The sequence below is a fragment of the Silvibacterium sp. genome, assembly GCF_047605705.1.
Taxonomy (GTDB): Bacteria; Acidobacteriota; Terriglobia; order Terriglobales; family Acidobacteriaceae; genus Silvibacterium.
The window spans coordinates 1-22471 of sequence record NZ_JASGFD010000041.1; the positions used below are offsets into that span (position 1 = coordinate 1).

General features: G+C 62.5%; 13 protein-coding genes. 8 read left to right on the forward strand and 5 right to left on the reverse strand.

Translation table 11 applies throughout. The features are described from left to right. Positions 1–14 precede the first annotated feature (14 nt). From QM649_RS14475 to QM649_RS14490, 4 genes are all read left to right on the forward strand, one after another. Entirely contained in the window at positions 15–3455 is a 3441-nt protein-coding gene (locus QM649_RS14475) for a carboxypeptidase regulatory-like domain-containing protein (RefSeq protein ID WP_415199763.1), read from the forward strand. Between the two features lie 10 nt (positions 3456–3465). Continuing rightward, positions 3466–5673 (forward strand): VWA domain-containing protein, encoded by a 2208-nt coding sequence (locus QM649_RS14480; RefSeq protein ID WP_415199764.1) that lies wholly within the window; start codon positions 3466–3468, stop codon positions 5671–5673. A 656-nt stretch (positions 5674–6329) separates the two neighbouring features. Continuing rightward, positions 6330–8063 carry an AAA family ATPase gene (locus QM649_RS14485; RefSeq protein ID WP_415199765.1) on the forward strand — a complete coding sequence of 578 codons (1734 nt, stop codon included), beginning with the start codon at positions 6330–6332 and terminating at the stop codon, positions 8061–8063. Between the two features lie 232 nt (positions 8064–8295). Beyond that, on the forward strand, positions 8296–9030 hold the full coding sequence (locus QM649_RS14490; protein ID WP_415199766.1) for an HD-GYP domain-containing protein: 735 nt from the start codon (positions 8296–8298) through the stop codon (positions 9028–9030). A gap of 51 nt (positions 9031–9081) precedes the next feature. Here QM649_RS14490 and QM649_RS14495 read toward each other — a convergent pair whose 3' ends face one another. Further along, on the reverse strand, positions 9082–11472 hold the full coding sequence (locus QM649_RS14495) for a TonB-dependent siderophore receptor (protein ID WP_415199767.1): 2391 nt from the start codon (positions 11470–11472) through the stop codon (positions 9082–9084). A 261-nt stretch (positions 11473–11733) separates the two neighbouring features. Between QM649_RS14495 and QM649_RS14500 the strand changes: the two genes are divergently transcribed. After that, positions 11734–12537 (forward strand): AraC family transcriptional regulator, encoded by an 804-nt coding sequence (locus QM649_RS14500; protein ID WP_415199768.1) that lies wholly within the window; start codon positions 11734–11736, stop codon positions 12535–12537. 122 nt (positions 12538–12659) lie between these two features. Here the strand turns inward: QM649_RS14500 and QM649_RS14505 are convergent, their stop codons facing one another. The 3 genes from QM649_RS14505 to QM649_RS14515 form a co-directional block, all read right to left on the reverse strand. Then, entirely contained in the window at positions 12660–13061 is a 402-nt protein-coding gene (locus QM649_RS14505; protein WP_415199769.1) for a cupin domain-containing protein, read from the reverse strand. Between the two features lie 61 nt (positions 13062–13122). After that, the gene (locus QM649_RS14510) at positions 13123–14118 is read right to left on the reverse strand and encodes an aldo/keto reductase (RefSeq protein WP_415199800.1); all 996 of its coding nucleotides are present in this window, start codon (positions 14116–14118) and stop codon (positions 13123–13125) included. 73 nt (positions 14119–14191) lie between these two features. Further along, on the reverse strand, positions 14192–15130 hold the full coding sequence (locus tag QM649_RS14515) for an AraC family transcriptional regulator ligand-binding domain-containing protein (RefSeq protein WP_415199770.1): 939 nt from the start codon (positions 15128–15130) through the stop codon (positions 14192–14194). 302 nt (positions 15131–15432) lie between these two features. On the opposite strand from QM649_RS14515, the gene QM649_RS14520 reads away from it, so the two are divergent. Continuing rightward, the gene (locus QM649_RS14520) at positions 15433–16674 is read left to right on the forward strand and encodes an MFS transporter (protein ID WP_415199771.1); all 1242 of its coding nucleotides are present in this window, start codon (positions 15433–15435) and stop codon (positions 16672–16674) included. Positions 16675–16746: 72 nt separating this feature from the next. Here the strand turns inward: QM649_RS14520 and QM649_RS14525 are convergent, their stop codons facing one another. Continuing rightward, positions 16747–17589 carry an aldo/keto reductase gene (locus QM649_RS14525; RefSeq protein ID WP_415199772.1) on the reverse strand — a complete coding sequence of 281 codons (843 nt, stop codon included), beginning with the start codon at positions 17587–17589 and terminating at the stop codon, positions 16747–16749. A gap of 421 nt (positions 17590–18010) precedes the next feature. Here QM649_RS14525 and QM649_RS14530 point away from each other — a divergent pair, with 421 nt between their 5' ends. Together QM649_RS14530 and QM649_RS14535 are read left to right on the forward strand one after the other, a co-directional pair. After that, positions 18011–21097, forward strand: a complete 3087-nt coding sequence (locus QM649_RS14530; protein ID WP_415199773.1) for a carboxypeptidase regulatory-like domain-containing protein — start codon at positions 18011–18013, stop codon at positions 21095–21097. Between the two features lie 68 nt (positions 21098–21165). Further along, a complete protein-coding gene (locus tag QM649_RS14535) occupies positions 21166–22383 on the forward strand; it encodes a PepSY-associated TM helix domain-containing protein (RefSeq protein WP_415199774.1) in 1218 nt (405 codons plus the stop codon). The last annotated feature ends 88 nt before the right edge of the window (positions 22384–22471 follow it).

Below are 22471 nucleotides of genomic sequence, written 5' to 3' on the forward strand. Positions count from 1 at the left end.
CTAAGAACAGGCCAATGAAGCAGCGACTTCTTCCCACGATTGCTCTGCTCGCCGTGTCTCCTCTGGCAGCCTCGGCGAGCTCCCCTCTATCGCGGCAGCAGGCTGCCTCCACGCCGGCGTCGCCGGCCCCAACCACCCGGGCAGCACAGACCACCAGTTCGCCCACGCAGGCGGGCGGCGTCATTCACGGCACGGTAAAGTCGGGCACGACGCCGCTGCCCGGCGTGAGCATTACGGCGACGAACACGCTCACCGGCAAGCGCTATTCCACCGCGACCGATGCGACCGGCGCCTACAGCATGACCATCCCGGCCAACGGCCGCTATGTGCTGAAGGCCGAGCTCGCCGCGTTTGCTAACTCCACCGGAGAGGCGCTGCTGAACGCCACCGGCCACGACCGCACCGTCGACCTGACGCTGACGCTGGCCTCGCGCGCTGCAGCACAGCAGCAGCAGGAGAACGCCTCGGCCACCGTCGGAGCACGCCAGTACGGCAGCGGACGCGGCTCTCAGAACCTTTCTCTGACAGGATCGGCCTCGGACCTCATCGCCGCAGCGACTGGCAGCGGAGCCGCCGAGAGCTCCACGCAGCTGCCCAGCCTGGCCAGCTCGACCGATACCTCGACCGAATCCGTGGCCGTAGCCGGCAACACCGGCTCAACCGATCCCTTTGCCGGCATGCACCCCGGTGACGGCCCTCCCGACGGCGGGCCTGACGGACAGGGTGGTCCCGGTGGCGGCGGCCCTGGCGGTGGAGGACCCGGCGGCGGTGGTCCCGGAGGAGGCGGCCCTGGAGGCGGTGGACCTGGCGGCGGCGGCTTCGGAGGCGGTGGTGGCGGATTTGGCGGAGGCGGAGGGGGACGCGGCTTCGGCGGTCGCGGCAACTTCCGCAACTTCAATCCGAACAAGCCGCATGGCGCCATCTTCTGGAACGGCGGCCCGTCCACCTTCAACGCGCAGAACTTCTCCATCCGCGGCGCGCAGGTGGAGCAGCCCAGCTACGACTCGAACCGGTTCGGTTTGACGTTTCTGGCTGCGCCTTACATCCCGAAGATCCTCGAGCACGACAACAAGGATTTTCTCTTCTTCTCTCTCTCCGGCACACGCTCCTCCTCGCCCTTTGACGAGTACGCGACCGTGCCGACGGCCCTGGAGCGCACCGGCGACCTGTCCGGGCTTACCAACAGCGCCGGCGCGGCCGTGACCATCTACGATCCGAAGACCGGCCTGCCGTTCACGTCGAACACCATCCCCACCTCGCGCATCTCCTCGCAGGCCGCCGCGCTGCTCAACTACGTGCCGCTGCCGAATCTCTCCGGCACAACGCAGAACTATCGCGAACTCTCGACCGCAGGGACGAACACCACGACCCTCGGCCTGCGCGTGATCCATAACTTCGGCAGCGGCGGCAACCAGCAGGCCCTGCGCAGCATGGTGCGCCGCATGATGGGCCAGGGCAGCACACAGCTCACGCAGAACATCAGCGGCAACTTCAACTACAGCCACTCCGCAGCAGACAGCCTCAATGTCTTCCCCGGCCTCGGTGGCAAGACGCAAACGCACCAGTATTCGCTGCAAGTCGGCTACACGGTGAGCAAGGGCCACATCACCGACAATCTGAACGGCACCTGGAACTACACCGACGCCCAGACGATGAACTACTTCACCAATACGACCGATATCGCGAACCAGATCGGTCTGAATGGGCTGCCGACCAATCCCCTGCTCTATGGACTGCCGAACCTCACGCTGAACCAGTTCACCAGCATGAGCGAGCAGGCGCCGAACTTCCAGCAGAACCAGACCATCGGCCTCTCGAATATGGTGGCGTGGTTCCACGGCAAGCACAATGTGCGCTTCGGTGGAGACATCAAGCGTGTGCACCAGAACATGCTGAGCGAGACCAACCCGAGCTATACCTTCACCGGCCTCTATACCGAAGCGCCGGGAACCAGCACGAGCACCTCGACCGGAGACTCGACCACCGGCTCCTCGCTCGCCGATCTGCTCCTCGGCCTGCCGCAGGCTACCAGCATCACCGCGCCCTACCAGAAGGCGTACCTGCGCGAAAACACTTACGACGCCTATGTGCAGGATGACTGGCGCGCGCTCAAGAACCTCACCATCCTGGCCGGACTGCGCTGGGAGTACTTCTCGCCCTACTCCGAAAAGTACGACCGTCTCGCTGAACTCGACATAGGCTGCGACTTTGCCTGCGTGGCTGAGGTCACGGCCGGCGGCATCGGCCCTTATAACGGCAAGTATCCGCGCACGCTCGTCAATCCCGAACGCGGCAACTTCTCTCCCCGCATCGGTATCGCGTGGCGCGCGGTCAAGGACACGGTGGTGCGCGCCGGCTACGGCATCAACTTCGCCAACGGCCAGTATGTGAAGTTCGTGAATGACTTTGCCTTCCAGGCTCCATTCGCCAACGTGCAGACCAACACCAACTCGCTGACGGCAACGCCGACCTACACGCTGGCCGATGGCTTCGCGGCGACACCTCCCACGTACGGCAACTACGCCGTCAACAAGGACTACAAGCTGCCTTACGTGCAGGTGTGGAACATCGATATCCAGCGCACGCTGCCGCTGAACATCGTGCTGAACGTGGGCTACAACGGCTCGAAAGGCACTCGGCTCGACATCGTCGACGCGCCGGGCCGCAACGCCACGGAGTCGCTCAGCGGCGTGAACTACGACTACGAGCAGTCCGTCGGCTTCTCGAACTTCAACGCCCTCACCGTGCGTCTCAACAAGCGCATGCAGCGCGGCATCGCGCTCACCGCAACCTACAAGTATTCGCACTCGATCGACGACGCGTCCTCGATCGGCGGCAACGGCGGCACCACCGCCGTCGTCGCGCAGAACTGGCAGGATCTGCTCGCCGAAGAATCGAACTCCAGCTTCGATGTCCGCCAGCAGGTGAACGGCACCTTCGTCTACGAACTGCCCTTCGGCCCGGACCAGCACTACCTGACCAGCGGCAACTTCCTCTCGAAGGCACTCAACGGCTTCTCTGTCTCCGGCACCTACGGCTTTGCCACCGGCAATCCGCTCACGCCGAACTATGAAGCCGATGTGGATGAAGTCTCGCGTGGCAGCACGGGTTCGCTGCGCCCGGACCGTGTTCAGGGCGTCTCGCTGACCACCGGCGGCGGCAAGCTCGACAACTGGTTCAACAAGGACGCCTTCACGACGCCCACCAGCACCTATGGCAACGCGTCGCGCTATTCGATCCCCGGACCGGGCACGATGACCACCGACATGTCTTTCTCGAAGACGCAGCGCTTCAGTGACATGAAGACGCTCGAGATCCGCGCCACGGTCGACAACGTCTTCAACACGGTGCAGTATTCCGGCATCGATACGACGCTCGGCTCGGCAACCTTCGGCGAGGTCACCTCGGCTGCCTCGATGCGCACCTTTACGTTCCTTTCCCGGTACCGGTTCTAGGAGGCGAATCATGAAATTACCCCGTCATCTCTGCCTCTTTACCGCCTGCTGCGTCGGCGCAGCCCAGTTGCCCGCGCTCGCGCAGGAGCAGACGAATCAGACGCCCCAGCCTGCGCTTGCGCAGCAGGGTCAGAGCCAGGACCAGTCCTCCTTCACCCTGAAGGTGACCAGCGATCTGGTGCTGACTAACGTCGTCGTCCGCGACAAGAAGACCGGCGAAGTCGTGCGCGGCCTCACGCAGAAGGACTTCAGCATCCTTGAAAACGGCAAGCCGCAGTCCATCGCGAGCTTCGACTTTGAGAGCGTGGATCAGGCCGCACCGCTGAATGAAGCCACCATCAGCGGCGTCAGCGGTAAGGGGCTTTTCAATGCGAAGACAGGCGTAGCCAAACCGGAAGAGCTGCGCAATCGCCGCCTGATCGTGCTCTTCTTCGACCTGACCTCCATGCAGCCCGAGGACATCGAACGCTCCGTCGAAGCGGCACGCGACTACATCAACAAGAAGATGGCCCCGGCCGATCTCGTCTCCGTCGTCTCACTCGATACCAACCTCTCGCTCGATCAGGACTTCACGCAGAACAAGCAGCTGTTGCTGAACGCGGTAAACAACTATGCGCCGGGCGCGGGCCAGGGCTTCCAGGCCGGAGCCACCAGCACCAGCAACCAGGTGGAAGACACCACATCCTTCACCGCGGACGAGCAGGAATACAACGACCTCAATACCGACCGCGAGCTCTTCGCCATCAGCTCCATCTCGAAGTCGCTGGCCTATATCAACGAGAAGAAATCGATGCTCTACTTCTCGGGCGGCATTCAGCGTGACGGCATCGAGAACCAGGCCTCGCTGCGCTCGGCCATCAACGCCGCCGTACGCGCCAACCTCTCTATCTACAGCGTGGATACGCGCGGACTGCAGGCCATCTCGCCGCTGGGCGACGCCACCACCGGAAGCCTGCGCGGAGCGAACAGCTACAACGGCGCAGCCCTGCAGAACAACTTCGATTCGAACTACAACACGCAGGAAGTCATGTCGACGCTTTCGTCCGATACCGGTGGCAAGGCCTTCTTCGACTCGAATGACTTCTCCCCGGCCTTCGAGCGCGTGCAGCGCGACACCTCCGCCTATTACGCTATCGGCTTCCGCTCGACCGACACACGCAAGGACGGACGCTATCGCCGCCTGACCATCAAGGTGAACCGCCAGGATGTGAAGATCGAATATCGCCCCGGCTATTACGCACCCGCCGACTTCGCACACTCCAATCGCGAAGATCGCGAACGGCAGCTCGAGGATGAGCTGGCAAGCGATCTGCCCGCAACCGACGTAGCCGTCTACCTGCAGGCGCTCTACTTCCGCACCGACGACACACACTATTTCGTGCCGGTATCCCTGGTTGTGCCGGGCTCGCAGATTCCGTTTGTGAAGGGTGGCGACAAGGACAAGGCCACGCTCGACATCATCGGCGAGGTGAAGGATGGCTCCGGCCGCTCCATCGGCCAGGCACGGCAGACCGTCAAGCTGGCCATCGACCAGGCGCAGCAGGTGCGGCAGAAGAACGTGCAGTATTCCACCGGCTTCAACCTGCCCATCGGCAAATACCACCTGAAGTTCGTCGTGCGCGAGAACGAGACCGGCCGCATGGGCTCCTTCGAGGCCGACATCCAGGTGCCGGACCAGCGCAAGATCCCGCTCAAGATGAGCTCGGTCGTACTGGCCAGCCAGATGATCCCGGCGCCGAAGAACAGCGATAACCCTCTCGACCGCGACGGACAGCAACTGGTGCCGAACCTGCCGCACGTCTTCCGCCAGGATCAGCACCTCTACTTCCTCTATGAGGTCTATGCGCCATCGCACGTGGGCGCGGCAGCCGCCGATCCCAAGGCTGCAAAGGAAGCAGAGAAGAATCCGAAGGCTCCCGTTCGCGTACTGACCAGCATCGAGTTTCTGCAGGGCGGCACCAAGAGCTTCGAAACGCCACTGGTGCAGGCCACTGCCGTGAATGTGCCCAACCGCGATGCGGTAGCCTTCCAGTTCGACGTGCCGCTGACCGGATTGAAGCCTGGTCTCTACACCTGCCAGGTGAATGTGATCGATGACGCGGGCGGCAGCTTCAGCTTCCCGCGCACCGCGGTGCTGATTCGTGAGCCCGTGGCGGCGCAGGCTCCGACAACGCAACCCGCACCGGCGCAGGGAGGCGCTTCCACTCCCGGCAATTGAGTCCGGCCTCGTCTTGATTCTCCGCCTGCCATGCGGATCGCAGGCATCGCGACACCTTTCTACCGACTATCCAGACACGCCGCTGAGAGCAGAATTCTCAGCGGCGTTTTTGCTGTGATCTCAAAAAATGCGGTCAAATTTTACTCTCAAACCATTTTTCATGTTCATTAATTCCCATTTCGGGAACGCTTGTGCCACGATAAGCACCATGTGCATGCCACTCAAGTCACCTCAAAGCCACAAAAAAGTCACCGACGCGATTGGTTACCTCATATATAGAATGTACGTAAAGCACACTGCCTGACGTTTCTCTCAAAGTAAGGGGCAGGTGATGGACATTCTTGCTGTGATATTTGGCGGGGTATGACTCCGCCTCTTTGGGCACCTTCATGCGCACCCACGGCGCCGGAAGGTTGTTCCGAAGTTCTGCCGCCATTCTCGTGTCAGTGTGATCTCAGCAATCGTCTTTGCTGAAGCAGCCTAGACCCCCGACATGGCATAAAGCTACACACTGGCGACGATCGGCCCGGCCCCCTTTCATAGCTACCAGGATTGCGAGCGGTAGCTGGATGCATGGAGGAACGGGATCCGGATGCTGCTGCCAGAAGTCAGTACGAACAGACATTTTCGTAGTAGGCATACATGCGGAGCACCCTTTGATTCCTTTCCTCCCTTCTACGCGGTTGCTGGAATTTCGTACCTCGGGGGCCGATTCGGTCCTGCTAGACGTAGACAATCAATGTCTCTGGCATGCCGAGCAGGTTGTCGAACTGACGCCGAAGGCGTTTCAGCTGCTTCACTATCTCGCCATGCACCCCCGGAAACTGATTTCCCAGGGGCAGATCACACAGCATCTGTGGCCGAACATCTTCGTCAACCCGAACAACCTCAAGAAATACATCCTTGAGGCGCGCAAGGCGCTCGGCGACGACGCAAGGCAGTCGCGCTACATCGAAACGATTCCCCGGCGCGGCTACCGGCTGCTTGCCACGGTGCACGCCCTCAACACCGGCGCCCGGGAGGCAAAGCTCAACCGTGCTCCAAACCGTACGCGGGCGTTTGTCGGCAGGGAGCAGGAGATGGAGTTCCTCCGTCACCTCTATGGCCGCGCGCGTGACGGAGAGCGTCAGCTGGTCTTTCTGACCGGACCCGCCGGTATCGGCAAAAGCGCCGTCGCCGCGGCCTTCCTCGAATGGCTGAAGCAGAACAGTCCCGAGGCGCGCCTCTGCACCGTCAACTGCTTCCGAAGCCTGCATGCCGAAGAGACGGTCAAGCCCCTCGTCTCGATGCTCGAAGACCTCTGCGAGCACGACCCCAGCGGAGCGACGGCGCAGTGCATTGAAGAGTATGCGCCTACCTGGATCCACGAGCTCTCGCCCTATCTCACCCGGCGCCCAAGCTCGCCTGCGCCTCCTGAACGGGCGGCCACCGTTTCGCATATCGTCAGCGAAGTCGTCCGCGCCATGGATCACCTGTCCGCCAATCAGCCGATGGTGCTGGTGCTCGACGACCTGCAGTGGTCGGACTATTCGACCTTCAACTTCCTGAACGCGATGGCGCGCCGGGTCGCACCGGCCAAGCTCCTCATCCTTGCGCTGTTCCGGCCCACGCGGCCGGATGCGTCCGATGCTCCCATCCGCGTGCTCAAACACGATCTGATCTGCCACGATCTCTGCCAGCACATCAGCCTCCAGCCGCTCTCGCGAGATGAGGTGAAGAGCTATCTCTCTGCGGCAGCGGATTCCTCCGCACTCTCCGAGGCGGCGATCGATCGCTTTCACATGCTTTCCGGAGGCACGCCCTTCGTCATGCGTGCGCTCTCCGACGAGCAGGACATGTTGACAGCGTTTCCGCAGGGCGCGGACGCCGGGGCCGGGCATCCTGGCGAAGCCCTGCTCTGCCTTCCCCGCAAGGTGGAGCAGTTCCTCGAGGTGGAGCTGGCCACACTGTCGCCCGCGGACCTCTCGATCCTCGAGGCCTGCAGCATCGTCCGCGAGCCATTCGGCGCCATGGAGATCGGTGCGGCGCTGGGCCAGGAGGCTACAGCCGTGCAGGACACCCTGGCGCGATTTGCCCGCGCCGGCGAGATCCTCCGTCGGTCCCGGACCAAGTCCTCCTCCTGCGAATTCCAGCTCGAGTTTTATCGCGAAGGCATCTACGCCCGCATCCCGCCCGAGCGCCGCGAGCAGATGCACCGCCGTCTCGCCGTATGGCTCGAGGAGCACTCCGCGCTGCTCGATCCGGAGATAGGAGAGCGCGTCGCGCATCACTTCGAAGAGGCGAAGGAGTGGAAACGGGCCGTGCCCTATGTCCTGCTCTCCTCGGATGAAGAAGATCGAACGCCCGCTCTCGGACATGCGATCAGGCTCCTCTACAAGGAACGAGCCTGATACTTTCCCTGCTGCTTCGGGATGCAGACTATCGCCTCTTCACTTTTGCCTGAACCACTTCATCGATATGCCGTTGGTTCCACTGACCGCAAGCAAGAACGCAGTCCAATTTTAAGAATGGCGGAGTCCATTAGCCGTGAGTTCGTTGCACCCTTTCCCCCATCCGCTGTCGCGTTCCAAATCTGTTCGCGCTCGTTCCACCGCTTCCGGCAAGGGCGTCACCGCTACAGGCTTGCCGGCCCGCGCAGACAATCGCTTCCCGGCCTCTCCGCGGTTGACCGGCACCGTCTCCGGGATGGTGCGTTCGCAGGCCGAGGAGAGCGATATCTCACACTGGCTGGCAGCGCTGCGCGATCACGACGAGGTCACCTACCAGCACAGCATTCATCTCGCCGAGCTGGTCGCCGGCTTTGCCGCGTTTCTGGGCCTCGCACGGATTCATCAGCTCTATCTGATCCGCGCGGCGCTGCTGCATGACGTAGGCAAGATCACCATCCCGCGTGAGCTTCTCGCCAAGACCGGCCTCATCGATGCCCGCGAGTATGAGCATCTCCGCTCCCATGCCGAAGCCGGCTTTGTCATGCTGATGAGCGGCACCGGATTACCTGCCGAGATCATCGATGTCGTCCGGCATCATCACGAAAAGCTCGACGGCTCGGGCTATCCGGATGGGCTCATCGCTTACCAGATCGCGCCCGCGGTGCGGCTGGTTACGATCTGCGACATCTACGCAGCTCTCACCGAGCATCGCCCCTACCGCACGCCGCTGAAGCCGGCGGAAGCCCTCACCGAGATGGAGTCGCTGCATGGGCAGCTCGACTCGATGCTGCTGATGCAGTTCCGCCTTTTTATCCTGCGCTCCCATTCCCTGCGTCAGAGGATGTTGTCGCTTCTGCGCGGCATGACGACGCACTGGCTTCCGGGCGCGGCCTGGATCACGCAAAGACGGATGCAGTCCAGCCACTAAGAAGAAAAGCCAGGCCTCTCGGCCTGGCTTTTCCCTTCTCGCATCGCTTCTCTACCAGCGATAGCGCATCGTCCCGTACAGCGTACGCATCAGGCCGGGATAGCAGCCCGTCGAGCTGTAGCATGAGGCCACGTAATTGCGATCGCCGAGGTTCGTTGCGTTGAACTGAATCCGCGTGCCGCGCAGCCAGCGATTGTCGCTCGAGAAATCGTAATGGGCTGCTGCATCGAACAGCGTCACACCCGGCACCTTGAACGAATTCACGTCATCGCCCCAGCTTGCGCCCACGAAGCGGCCACCCGCGCCACCGCCGAAGCCATGGAAGATCGAGGCCGGCACCGTGTAGTCGAACCACAGCGACGCCATGTTCAGAGGCACGCCGTACTGGACTTCGTCCTGCGTCGTCCTCGTCACGCCGTCCACACCGGTGTCATCCGTATCAGACTTCGAGTAAAGCGACTTCAGATGCGTGAAGGAAGCCGTGTAGCTGAGCGAATGCGACAGGCTGGCATGGGCTGAGAGCTCGACACCGCGCGTGCGGATCTCACCCACCGCAATCGTGAAGTTCGGATTGTTCGGATCGGTGGTGCCCACATTCTGCTCTGCCAGGTCATAGACGGATGCAGTGAGGAACATGTTCTGTGAGGCCGGCTGATATTTCACGCCCACTTCGTACTGGCGTCCGGTCGTCGGGGGCAGCGGCTCATTGTTCTCGCCGAGGCTGAGATCGGGCTCGAACGAAGTCGTGTAGCTGAAGTACGGCGCGAAGCCCTTGCCCAGCAGATACGACGCACCTGTGCGCCAGGTCAGCTTGCTCTGGTCCTCGTTAAAGATACTGCCGTAGTTCTCGTACTCTTTGAACCAGTCCTCACGCACGCCAGCCGAGGCGCGCAGATGACCGACAGATACCTGGTCCTGGAAGTAAACACCAGTCTGGTTCGAGTCGACATACTCAAAGCCATCGATGATTGGATCGACCACCGTGACGTAATACTTCGGATGGAAGATGTTGATCGACGCGACGTCGCCCGAACCCCAGTGCCAGTGCTCATCGAAGTGCGTATAGTTCACGCCGCCGAGAAAGGTCTGCGTCACCTTGCCGGTGTTCCACACCTCGCTCACGCGCTGGTCGGAGTTCGACGTGGTGAAGGTCGTATGGCGGTCGAAGGTGTAGCGATCGAGCGTCTGCATGTCAGACTCCAGCTCCTCCGGCCAGATCATCTGCGCATGATCCTTGTTCGAGGTGAACCGGTAGTTCTGGCCAAGCTGCCAGCCGTGATCGAAGTTGCGCGTGAAGATATCGCCCAGTTCAAGGAACGACTGCTTGGTCTGGTTGTAGTTCGGATCGCCCACGTAGAAATCCGGCGATACCTTGCCGTACGGGTTGTAGAGCACCGTACCGCTGGCCGGCACATCGGCCATCGCGCCCACTTCCGGGTTGTAGGTGTAGTTCGACAGAACGGTAAGGCTGGTGCGATTGTCGGGCAGCCAGGTGATCGCCGGCGCAACAGCCACGCGCTGCGGATTGATGAACCAGGTCTGCGAACCTTCCTTGAAGCCCACACCCGTCAGACGATAGAGCAGCTTACGCGTAGCCAGAGGCCCGCTGAAGTCGAAGTTCAGCTCGTTGTGACCATAGCTGCCGAAGCCCACCTGCAGCTCGTGCAGTGAAGTCGCAAGCGGCCGCTTGGTTTCGACGTTGAGAATGCCGCCCGGACTCGCCTGCCCATAGAGCACCGACGACGGGCCGGCCATCACCTCGATGCGCTGATAAAAATACGCGTCGAGCAGCGTGTTGCCGTAAGGGTCTTCTTCCAGGCCGTCCAGAAAGACTCCCGGAGTAAAGCCGCGTAGCTGGATGCTGTTCGACGTCCAGAACTGCGAAGAGGTGCCTTCGTTTTCGGCGTTCACGGCCGAGGCGTAGCGCAGCGCATCGTTCAGGTACTGCGGCTGCTGATCGTCCATCAGCTCGCGCGTAATCACGTCCACCGACTGCGGCGTCTCGAGCAGCGGCGTGTCAACCTTCATCGCTGAACCGCTGTCCGTCGCCACGTAGCCGTTCTCGGCCTGTACCGTGACGGTGTTGGAGGCTTTCTGCACATCGAGCACCAGCGCCAGCGAGACGGATTGCGCCGAAAGGGTGATCGTCTGCTCCAGAGGAGCGAAGCCCACCGCCTGTACCTTGAGCAGATACTCGCCAGGCGCGGCAGACACGGCGAAGTGGCCGGGGCCGGCACTGTGCGCGGCAAGAGCCTGGGAACCGCACAGCAGCTGCACAGTGGCCGCGGGTAGCATCGCGCCGCTGCGGTCGGTGATGGTCGCAGCCCAGCTGATCGGAGAACCGGCATTCGAGCTACAGGCCGGTACCGGGACTGGAGCTTCGGCGGGAAGGATGGAAGGATTTACGCCCGGCTTGGCCCAGGAAAGAGCTGCCGCAGACATGCCTGCAAGTACAAAAAAGCGATGCGTGGGTCGCAACACAGAAAATTGCCTCTCATGAAAAAGTCGAAGGCAGGTTGCGAACCACTACAATAAGTGTGTCGCCAGCCTTCGGGTTGTCGATCTCTGGCCTCTCGCAGTGCTTCGCCAAAAGACTGCTGCGGGAGGCCACCCAATATCCGACTCAATTGGTCTGATTTAGACTAACGGAAGATTTCGTTCCGTGTGCCGCGAATTTCGCCACACGCTACGTGGATCAGGTCAATGCGCGTCGGAATGAAAGATCACGAATTACTTCAGCAGGTGCCCCGCGCTGTCTCGGCGATGGCCAAGTCCTACCCGTCGGGCTATCTCGGGTACGCGCATTCGCATGCCCGCGCCCAGTTCCTTTATGCGGCCTCGGGAAGCATGCGCCTCACCTTCGCCGAAGGCTGCTGGGTTATACCGCCGCAGCGCGCCGTGTGGCTGCCGCCCGGCTACGTGCACCAGACCAGCACCATCGGGGAGCTGGAGATGCGCACTCTTTATATCCGCGAAGACTCCTGCCCGTCCATCGCTCCGCAGCAGCCCCGCATGCTCGGCGTTTCCCCGCTGCTGCGCGAGCTGATCCTGCGCATCGTAGGCATGCCTCAGGATTATGACGAGCAGGGCCAGGATGGGCGCATCATCGCAACCGCCCTCGGCGAGATTGACTGGACGCCGCTCGACCCGGTGCGCCTGCCCCCGCTCGGCGACGCGCGCCTGCGCCGCATGGAGCAGATGCTCAACGCCAACCCCGCCGATGCCAGTACCCTCGGCGACTGGGCCGAGCGCCTGCGCGTCTCCACGCGCACCCTCGCCCGCCTCATCCGGCAGGAGACCGCGCTCTCCTTCCAGGTATGGCGCGACCACATCCGCACCTTTGCCGCCATCCCCATGCTCGCGGAGGGACGCCCACTGATCGAGATCGCCGTGGCCGTCGGATATGAGACGGCGTGGAGCTTCACCGCGATGTTCAAGCGCGTGACCGGAACCCTCCCCAGCCGTTACGCCGCCGAGATGTCGAAAAAAGAAAAGCGCGGGCTGTAAGAGCCCGCGCCGGTAACCATCTCGACCGAAGAGAAAATTTCGGGCCGCCCATGCAAGCCCGAAGCTGGCTTGAGTGGGGAACAAACTGCGTCCCTCACATCTCGTCTTTTCGAGGGAGTCTTCTACTTCTTCGCGAGATACTGCTCGTCCGTTACCGGCTCGAGCCACGTTACAGCCTCGCCGTCTAGGTTCTCCGCAATCGCGATGTGGGTCATCGCCGTCGTCGCGGTGGCGCCGTGCCAGTGGCGTTCTCCGGGCGCGAACCACACCACATCTCCGGGACGAATCTCTTCGATCGGGCCACCTGCGCGCTGCGCCCAGCCCACTCCCGCGGTGATGATGATCGTCTGCCCCAGCGGATGCGTGTGCCAGTTGGTGCGGGCGCCGGGCTCAAACGTCACGAATGCGCCGCTGACCGTCGCCGGCTCCGAGGCGCGAAACGGCTGGTCCAGGCGCACCTTGCCGGTGAACCAGTTGGGGTTGGGCGTTACCGAGGGCTGCGAGCCCGCGCGCTTGATCTCCATCGTCTTCTCCTGTGCATGAGCGCAGGCAGATATGCTCTCTACCTCTGCCTGCAATGGCCGTTTAGCGACCGGTCATCTGCTCGATGTGTTCAGGATAACGGTCACCCTCGACCGGCACCTTCTTCACCGCTTCGTCGATCTCACGCAGGTCCGCGTCCGTCAGTGTGATCGACGCCGCGCCGAGATTCTCCTCGAGCCGCGAGAGCTTGGTCGTGCCGGGAATCGGCGAGATCCACGGCTTCTGCGCCAGCAGCCAGGCCAGCGCGATCTGCGCCGGTGTCGCCTGCTTGTCCGCCGCGATGCGGCCCAGCAGATCGACGAAGGCCTGATTCGCCTTGCGCGCCTCCACGGAGAAGCGCGGAAGCTGGTTGCGGAAGTCGCCATCCTTCAACTCGGTCTCCGCATTCATTGCACCGGTAAGAAAGCCCTTGCCCAGCGGGCTGTATGGCACAAGCCCAATCCCCAGCTCTTCGAGCGTGGGAATCACCTCTGCCTCCGGCCTGCGGAACCACAACGAGTACTCGTTCTGCAGCGCGGACACGGGGTGCACTGCATGTGCGCGGCGGATCGTCTGCACGCCGGCCTCACTCAGTCCGAAGTAGCGGACCTTACCCTCCCGCACCAGATCGGCGACTGCACCAGCCACATCTTCGATCGGTACATTCGGATCGACACGATGCTGGTAGAAGAGATCGATCACGTCAGTATTGAGCCGCTTGAGCGAAGCCTCTGCCACTTCCTTGATATGTTCAGGACGGCTGTTCAACCCCTCCCAGCCCGGGGTGCCGTCGGCCTTCAGCTGAAAGCCGAACTTCGTCGCGATCACCACCTTGTCGCGCATCGAGGAGAAGGCCTTGCCGAGCAGACGCTCATTCGTGAGTGGCCCATAGACTTCGGCCGTATCGAAGAAGGTCACACCGAGATCGACAGCCTTGTGCAGCAGCGAGACCATCTCCGTCTCGTCATGCACCACGCCGTAGGAAAAGCTCATCCCCATGCAGCCGAGGCCGAGGGCAGAGACTTCAAGACCACTATTGCCAAGCTTGCGCTTTTGCATCATGACTCCTTATTGCCGGCGAAAACATGCCGGGCTGAGACGTGCGTTAAAGGTTTCTTGCAAGAAAGAAAGGTTAAGAAGCGGCGCGATGCGCTTCGCGCCATTGCCCCGGAGGCACGCCCTCCCAGCCGCGGAAGGCGCGTGCGAAAGAGTTCGAGTCCTCGTAACCGAGCAGATAAGCAGCCTCGGTGAGTTCGAGCACGGAGTTGCCGAGGTAGTAGCACGCCATCTGGTGGCGAGCCTCATCGAGCACGCTTTGAAAGCTCGTACCCGCCTCCTGCAGGCGCCGCTGCAGAGTACGCGGACTCAGGTGCAGGGCGCGCGCGATGTCTTCGATCGAAGGACGACGGCCGCTCAGCCGCTCCTGGATCGCGCGGCGCACCAGCACCAGGAAGCTATCCTCTTCCTCCACGCTATGGAGTTGCTGGTCAAGCTGCGGCGCAAGCATCTCCAGCAGTTCCGCATTGCGCGTGACAAACGGCAGGCGCGCATCCGCAGCGCGAAAGACGATGCGATTGCGCGGCGCGCCGCCGATCACCTGGCAGCCGAAATGTTTCTCCATCTGGCGCAAATGCGTGCGCTGCTGCACGTATTCCACGCGTACGGGCGTGACATTCGTACCACTGCCATAGCGGCCGATCGTCACCAGCCAGGCAAAGCAGGAATCCACCAGCCCCGGCGGCTCCGCATCGACCGCGAGCAGCCAACGGAAGACGATGCGCCACTCCTCGCGTGTGGTCTGCTGCACCAGCTCTTCCGGGCATGTCAGCTGCTTGTAGCGATTCATCTGCGAGATCGCATCCCCGAAATTTTCCGAAGAGAGCGCGGCAAGCGAGTTGGGGCTGAAGTTGGCCAGCCGCCCCTCCGAGCCCATCTGGAGGCCGATCAGCGGATCCTTGCTCACCTCGCCGATCGCGCGCCACAGCGCAAACAGGGCGTCGGTCGATAGCAGCGGGCTCACCTGATCGAACAGGTCCTCCGGCAGGCATGCGTGCCGCAACACAGCGGGCACGGATACGCCGAGCTCCTCAAGCCTGTTCTGCAATCGGCGTGCTACTCGAAATTGCCGTCTCATTGCCTGCGCTCCCGTCGAGTCCTTCTGTGAACCTTTATTCAAAATAGAGATTTTCTGGCCGGACCATGATGCAACACACGCCAAACTCCATGCCAATCGCGCCATTCGGGTTCTGGCCTGCTGAAGAACCTCGACGCGCGACCAACGGGAGCGGATGCCGAAGGCAGAACGCCGCGCGGTTAGCGCCGGAGGCCGAAGGCAGAAGCGCCCCACGCGAATTGGTCTGCTAGCTTGGAAGTATGGCTACTGTTCCGGGTGCGCCCAGCTCTCCCACCAGTTCGCGCACCGTATTCCGCAGGCCCACGTATGCCCGCTTCTGGCTCGCCCGCGTCTGCTCCACCATCTCCTACCAGATGGCCGGCGTCGCCGTCGGCTGGCAGATGTACGCGCTCACGCACAGCACCTTCGCGCTGGGCATGGTCGGCCTGGTGCAGTTTCTGCCCATGCTGCTGCTCATGCTGGTCGTCGGCCATGTTGCCGATCGCTTCCCGCGCCGCACCATCATCGCCATCTGCCAGGTGATCGAAGCGGTGACCATCGCATCGCTCGCCGTGGCGACACTGCTGCACCATGTGCATCCGGTCGGCATCTTCTGCGCGGTTGCGGCGCTGGGAGCGGCGCGCGCCTTCGAGAGCCCGTCGACACAAGCCCTGGTACCCACACTGGTTGAAGACGAGCTCGTGCCGCAGGCCATCGCATGGTCGTCATCCGCCAACCAGACGGCCTCGATCGTGGGCCCAGCGCTCGGCGGCCTGCTCTACGCGCTCGGCGCGCACATCCCGTACAGCGCCTGCGCCGTGCTCTATCTCAGCGCGTCCCTGCTCTCGATCTCCATCCAGCCACGCCGCGCGGTCGCCGGCAAGGCGCCCGTCACTGCGAACTCGCTTTTCTCCGGCATTCATTTCATCCGTGAGCAGAAGAACATCCTCGGCGCAATCTCGCTCGATCTCTTTGTTGTCCTGCTTGGCGGAGCCACGGCCCTGCTGCCCGCCTATGCGCATGACATCCTGCACACCGGCCCATGGGGACTCGGCCTGCTGCGCCTCTCCCCGGCCGTCGGCGCTCTCTCAACATCCGTGCTGCTCGCGCACTACCCCATCCATCGCGGCGCGGGCCGCAAGATGTTCACCGCGGTCATCATCTTCGGATTGGCGACGATCGCCTTCGCGCTCTCGCATGTCATCTGGCTTTCGATGCCTCTGCTCATGATCCTGGGCAGCGCAGATGTCATCAGCGTGGTGGTGCGCTCCTCGCTCGTGCAGCTGGAGACGCCGGACGTGATGCGCGGCCGCGTCAGTGCGGTGAATTCCCTCTTCATCGGGACATCGAATCAGCTCGGCGAGTTTGAATCTGGCGTCACGGCGTCGTGGTTCGGCCTTATCCCGGCGACGATCCTCGGCGGCATCGGCAGCGTCATCATCGCGCTCTTCTGGATGCGCCTCTTCCCCGGCCTGCGTAAGCTCGAACGCGTCGGCGGATAAAGATCCACCGTTATGCAAAAAATCGGCGCTCTCTTCATCGAGGGCGCCGACTTATTTCACACGTGAATGAGTTTAGTGACCGAAAACATCCGAGTCTTCGATCTTCACGCTATCGTTCCTCAGCGCGTCGAGCGCCGCCACCTGCGCTTCGCTGAGCGTGAATCCGAAGATGTCGAGATTCTCGAACTGCCGCTGCGGATTGCCGGACTTGGGCACCGTTACATAGCCCTTCTGCACATGCCAGCGCAACACCACCTGGCCCTTCGTACGGCCGAGCTCCTCGGCCAGCTTCGCAATGACAGCTTCCTTCAGCAGGCCGCCATCCCGGTCGAGCGGGCTCCATGACTCCGTGACAATGCCATGCTCGCTGTTCGCCTTCACCGACTCCGGGCGCGGCCGGTAAGGATCGAGCTGGATCTGGTTCATCTGCGGCTTGAGGCCCTTTGCGAAAAGCCGTTCCAAGTGCGCCGGCTTGAAGTTCGAGACACCCGCTGAACGAACGAGACCATCGTTCACCAACTCCAGGATCCCCTCGAAGGCCTCCACATAACGATCCTGATGCGGGTTGGGCCAATGGATCAGGTACATGTCGATGTACTCGAGGCCCAGCCGCTTCAGGCTTGCCTCGCACGCCTGGCGAACGCCCGCGCGGCTGTGCCACTGTTTGTTGAACTTGGTCGTAACGAAGATCTGCTCGCGCGGCAGGCCCGCAGCGCGAATGCCCGCGCCCACGCCGTCTTCGTTCTCATACGCTTCGGCCGTGTCTACATGCCGGTAGCCAATCTCGATCGCATTCCGTACCGCATCCGCGGCCTCCTTGCCGCGCATCGGCCACGTGCCCAGACCGAGCTGCGGAATGCTGAGTCCATTGGCCATCGAGATGACCGGAGAAAGGGGTGCCTGCTGAATCGTCATATCTCTCCTTCGATGCTCCGCCGAAACGGCGTGAGCGCTGGGATTTTGCCGCACGCTCCTGTGCGCACACTGCGGCCATCCCTTTGCGTCTAGATGGCTCGGCTGCCGCGAAGATGCGCGGATCGTGATCGAGCTTTGGAATCGATGAGATAGCTTCCGGCAATCGCCTGCCCGGCCGGAGCGCTTCCATAAGGCGGAGTGTGACAGGGGTCACCGATGTGCAGATTTTCCTGCAAAAATCCATATCGGACCCAATCAGTCGTATATACTGAAGCCATACAGCGGGAAAGACCCACCGCGGCAGCTCATTCGCGAAGCAGCCCAGGGTCCGAAACTGGCAACGGAAGCGCCCCGCGCGCGGCCGCCGTTTGTTCCCATCCGCAAAATTTGTGAGGTGTACGTTATGTTGTCTTTTCGAAGGATGACCTTGGCCGTCGTGTGTCTTGGCAGCCCTTTTCTGGCCATGGCACAAAATGCGCAGCTTGCCGGAGTCGTTCGCGACTCGTCGCAGGCGGCAATTTCCGGCGCGGAAGTTCGCATCACCAATGAGAAAACGCAGGTAGGCGTCACCGTCAAGACGAACGGCGCGGGCCTCTACGCTCTGCCCACGCTCGAGCCCGGCCTCTATACCCTCTCCGTGAATGCGAAGGGCTTCCAGGCGGAGGAGATCGACCACCTCACCGTGGAAACCGGCGACAAGCTCACCCGTGACGTGCTGCTGCATGTCGGCTCGCAGAGCGAAACCGTGCAGGTGGATGGCAGCCAGCAGCTGCTCAACACCACGGACGCCTCTGTGAGCACCGTCATCAATCGCCGCTTTGTCGAGAACCTGCCGCTGAACGGCCGCAGCTTCCAGTCGCTGATGACGCTCGCTCCGGGCGTGATCGTCGTGCCCTCGCAGGGCTCGGGCTCGAGCGGCGAGCTGAGCGTAAACGGCCAGCGCACCGAGTCGAACAACTTCACCGTCGACGGCATCAGCGCGAACACCGGCGCATCCGTTTCGACCTCCGGCGCACCCGGCGCAGGCTTCTCCGGCTCGACGCCGCAGGGCAGCGCGCTCGGCACCACGCAGGCGCTGGTCTCTATCGATGCGCTCGAAGAGTTCCGCGCAGAAACCTCGTCGTACTCCGCGGAGTATGGCCGCACCCCGGGCGGTCAGTTCAACTTCAGCACACGCTCCGGCACCAACGAGTGGCACGGTTCGGCCTACGATTACCTGCGCAACGACGCCATGGATGCGAAGAACGACTTCGACACCACCAAGCTGGCCGAGCGGCAGAATGACTTCGGCGGCACGCTGGGCGGCTATCTCCGCATTCCCGGCCTTTACAACGAACGCGACCGCACCTTCTTCTTCTTCTCGTACGAAGGGCTTCGCCTCACCAATCCGCAGGCCTCGCAGCTCTATGAAGTGCCGAGCACCTCGCTGCGTACCAATGCACCCACGGTGCTACAGCCCTTCCTCGATGCCTTCCCCACGCCGAACGGCACCGACCTCGGCAACGGCCTTGCGTATTACACTTCGGGATACTCGGCACCCAGCAGCCTCGATAGCTCAAGCATCCGCATCGATCACGCGATCAACGACCGCTTTAAGATCTTCGGCCGCTACACCGATGTTCCTTCGGACAGCGTCTCGCGCCAGTCGACCGATCTTGCGCAGGTGAACGCCACGACCCGCAACGTGAAGACGGTGGTCCTCGGCGCCGATAACATCTTCACCAACTCGATTGCGAATGCGCTCCGGGTCGGCGTCACCGGCAACGACTACAATTCGCAGCGCTATCTGGATAATTTTGGTGGCGCAACGCCGCTGGCCATCAGCTCCGCTCCCGGTCTCTCCAACGGTGACTGGATGACCTTCATGCTCTTCTACGGCCTCTATCCGTACTATCTGATCGAGCCGCAGTCGAACCGTCAGCGCCAGGTCAACGTCACCGACTCGCTCACCCAGACCATCGGGCGTCACACATTCAAATACGGCATCGACTATCGTCGTCTGGTCACCTCGGAAGAGCTGCCCCCACTGTGGGAAGTCGCCTACTATGGCAGCGAAGCCGCGGTCCTGAACAACACGCCGCTCGGCCTCTACGTCTACACCCAGGCGATCAACATGAAGGCGCTGCAGCGCGAGTTTTCCGCCTTTGCGCAGGACGAGTGGCGCGTGAACGACCGCCTCAGCGTCTCCTATGGCATCCGCTGGGATCTGAATCCGCCTCCGACCGACATGAACGGCAATACGCCCTACACCGTCACGCAGATCACCGATCTGGCGACGACCGTGGCCGCACCCAAGAACACGCCGCTCTGGAAAACCACCTACGGCAACTTCGCCCCGCGCCTCGGCATTGCCTATCGCCTGCGCAACACGCCCGGCTATGAGACGGTTCTTCGCGCCGGCGGCGGCCTGTTCTACGACACTGGCCTCGCGCTCAGCGCCGAAGGCTACTACGGCATCGGCACCTCCGGCTTCGCCAGCTACAGCACGGCCTTCCCGGCCACGCAGACCCAGGTGGAAGCCGCACCGAAACCCAATGCCGACGCGCCTTACAACGCGCCGATCTACGCCTACGATCCGCACCTGAAGCTGCCCTACACCGGCGAGTGGAACGTCGCCATCGAGCAGTCGCTCGGCTCGAAACAGTCGCTGACCATGAACTATGTCGGCTCCTCCGGACGCCGCCTCACCACGCAGCGCTTCTATAACCCCGCAGCCTTTGGCAACGAAGCTTTCAGTGATGGCGAAGGTCTCTACATCACCACCAACTCGGGCTCGTCCGACTACAACGCGCTGCAGGTCAAGTTCGAGCGCAAGCTCTCGCAGGGACTGCAGGTTCTGGGCAGCTACACCTGGGCCCACGCTTTCGACAATGCGACCTCGAACTTCACCGTCTACGAACTCGAGCGCTCTGCATCGGACTACGACATCCGCAACAGCTTCCAGCTGGCTGCCAGCTACGACATCGGCGGCCATTACCGCAACGCCGCCGTAGCCTACGCCCTCGAGCACTGGTCGCTCGATACCCGCATCTCCGCGCGCTCGTCGCTGCCGGTTGATGTCACCGACGCCACCACCCTCGACGCCACCTCCGGCACTGCCGAAGAGTACCACCCCAACCGTGTGACCGGCGAACCGCTCTACGTGAAGGGCAACTACCCCGGTGGCCGCGCGATCAACTACAACGCCTACTCCGCCGTGCCGGATGGCAGCACCGTGGATGGCACCGCCGGACGCAACTCGGCCCGTGGCTTCGACGCCGTGCAGACCGATATGACCCTGCGCCGCGACTTCCCTTTCACGCAGCGCGTAGGCCTGCAGTTCCGCGCCGAAACCTACAACATCTTCAATCACCCTATCTACGGCAGCATCTACAGCAGCCTTTCCGACGGTTCCACGCTCTTCGGACAGGCTTACGCAACGGAGAACTCGCAGCTGGGCGGACTTTCCGCGCTCTACCAGGTCGGTGGACCGCGCTCCGTGCAGGTCGCGCTCCGGCTGCACTTCTAACCCTTAACCTCTCAAATGAAACGGGGCCGGTGAAAGCCGGCCCTCGTTATGCTTATAGAGACAGAAAGATGATGATGCCGACGGCCGTGGAAGAACGCACCACACATTCCGTGACCCACCATCCCCACAAAGGCTGGATCTATGCCCCGCACCGGATCTGGCTGCGCCGCGCGCTCTTCCAGGTGCATCTCTGGGTCGGCATCGTACTTACTCTCTACGCCATCCTCATCGGCATCAGCGGCAGCGCGCTTGTCTTCAAGGACGAGCTGGCCCGCTCCATCCAGCCCGCGGTCTATCGGGTTACGCCGGGCCAGGTGCGCGTGCCGCTCGCGCCCATCCTGCAACAGATCGAAGCATCCCGCGCAGGGTGGAAGGTCGGCTCGCTGCTGAGCCTGAACAAGCCCGATCAGGCCGTCGCCGTCCTGCTGCACCCCGCCGGGAAGGCCCCGACCGACAACTACCGCTTCGTCGCGGTGAATCCCTACACCGGCGCGATCGTCGCCGACCAGATGCGCTACGCCGGCGTGCTCGGCTGGCTCTCCAGCCTGCACTATGACCTGCTCGGCGGCGCACAAGGCAGGGCCATCAACGGCTGGATGGCCGTCGGCCTGCTCATCCTCTGCCTCACAGGGCTGGTTCTCTGGTGGCCGGGCATCCGCCGCTGGACGCGCGCGCTCCTCCTTCATCGCCGCCATAGCTGGCGCCGCGTGAACTGGGACCTGCACACCGTCATCGGCTTCTGGAGCTGCGCCGCGCTCACCGTCGTCACCCTCACCGGCATCTACTTCTGCTTCCCCAAGCCGTTTGAGGCGACGCTCCAGTTCATATTGCGCGAGCATCCGCCCGCTGTCGCGCATATCGCTCCATCGAAGCCTTCCGTCGCGACCGTGATGGATATTGACGCGGCCATTGCCCACGCCAACTCCATGCTGCCTGCAAATGCGCCGGTCGGTTTTCTTTCGATTCCGGGCGGACGCGGCGCCACGTACTTCGCTGTCGGCTACTATCGCGGCGCGATGCCCTACTCGAAGCTCGTCAGCCTCGCCTTCGACGGACGCACCGGCGCTGTGATCTCGGATAGAGACACGACGAAGGCTGATCTCGGCGACCGCATTCTGCAATACACCTTCGCGGTGCATTACGGCGCCTTCGGCGGCGAAGGCCTGCTGGGCGTCGTGGTGAAGATTCTCTGGGTGCTGCTCGGGCTGGTCCCCGCCATGCTCGGCGTCACCGGCGTGCTGATGTACTGGAACCGCAAGCTGCGGCCCATGCTGCGCCGTGCTTAATCTCACTATGGCCCATTCAAGCCTGTAGTTGGCTTGAGTGGGGAACATGGATTTATCACGCTCGCCGCAGTTCTCTATACCCCACGCC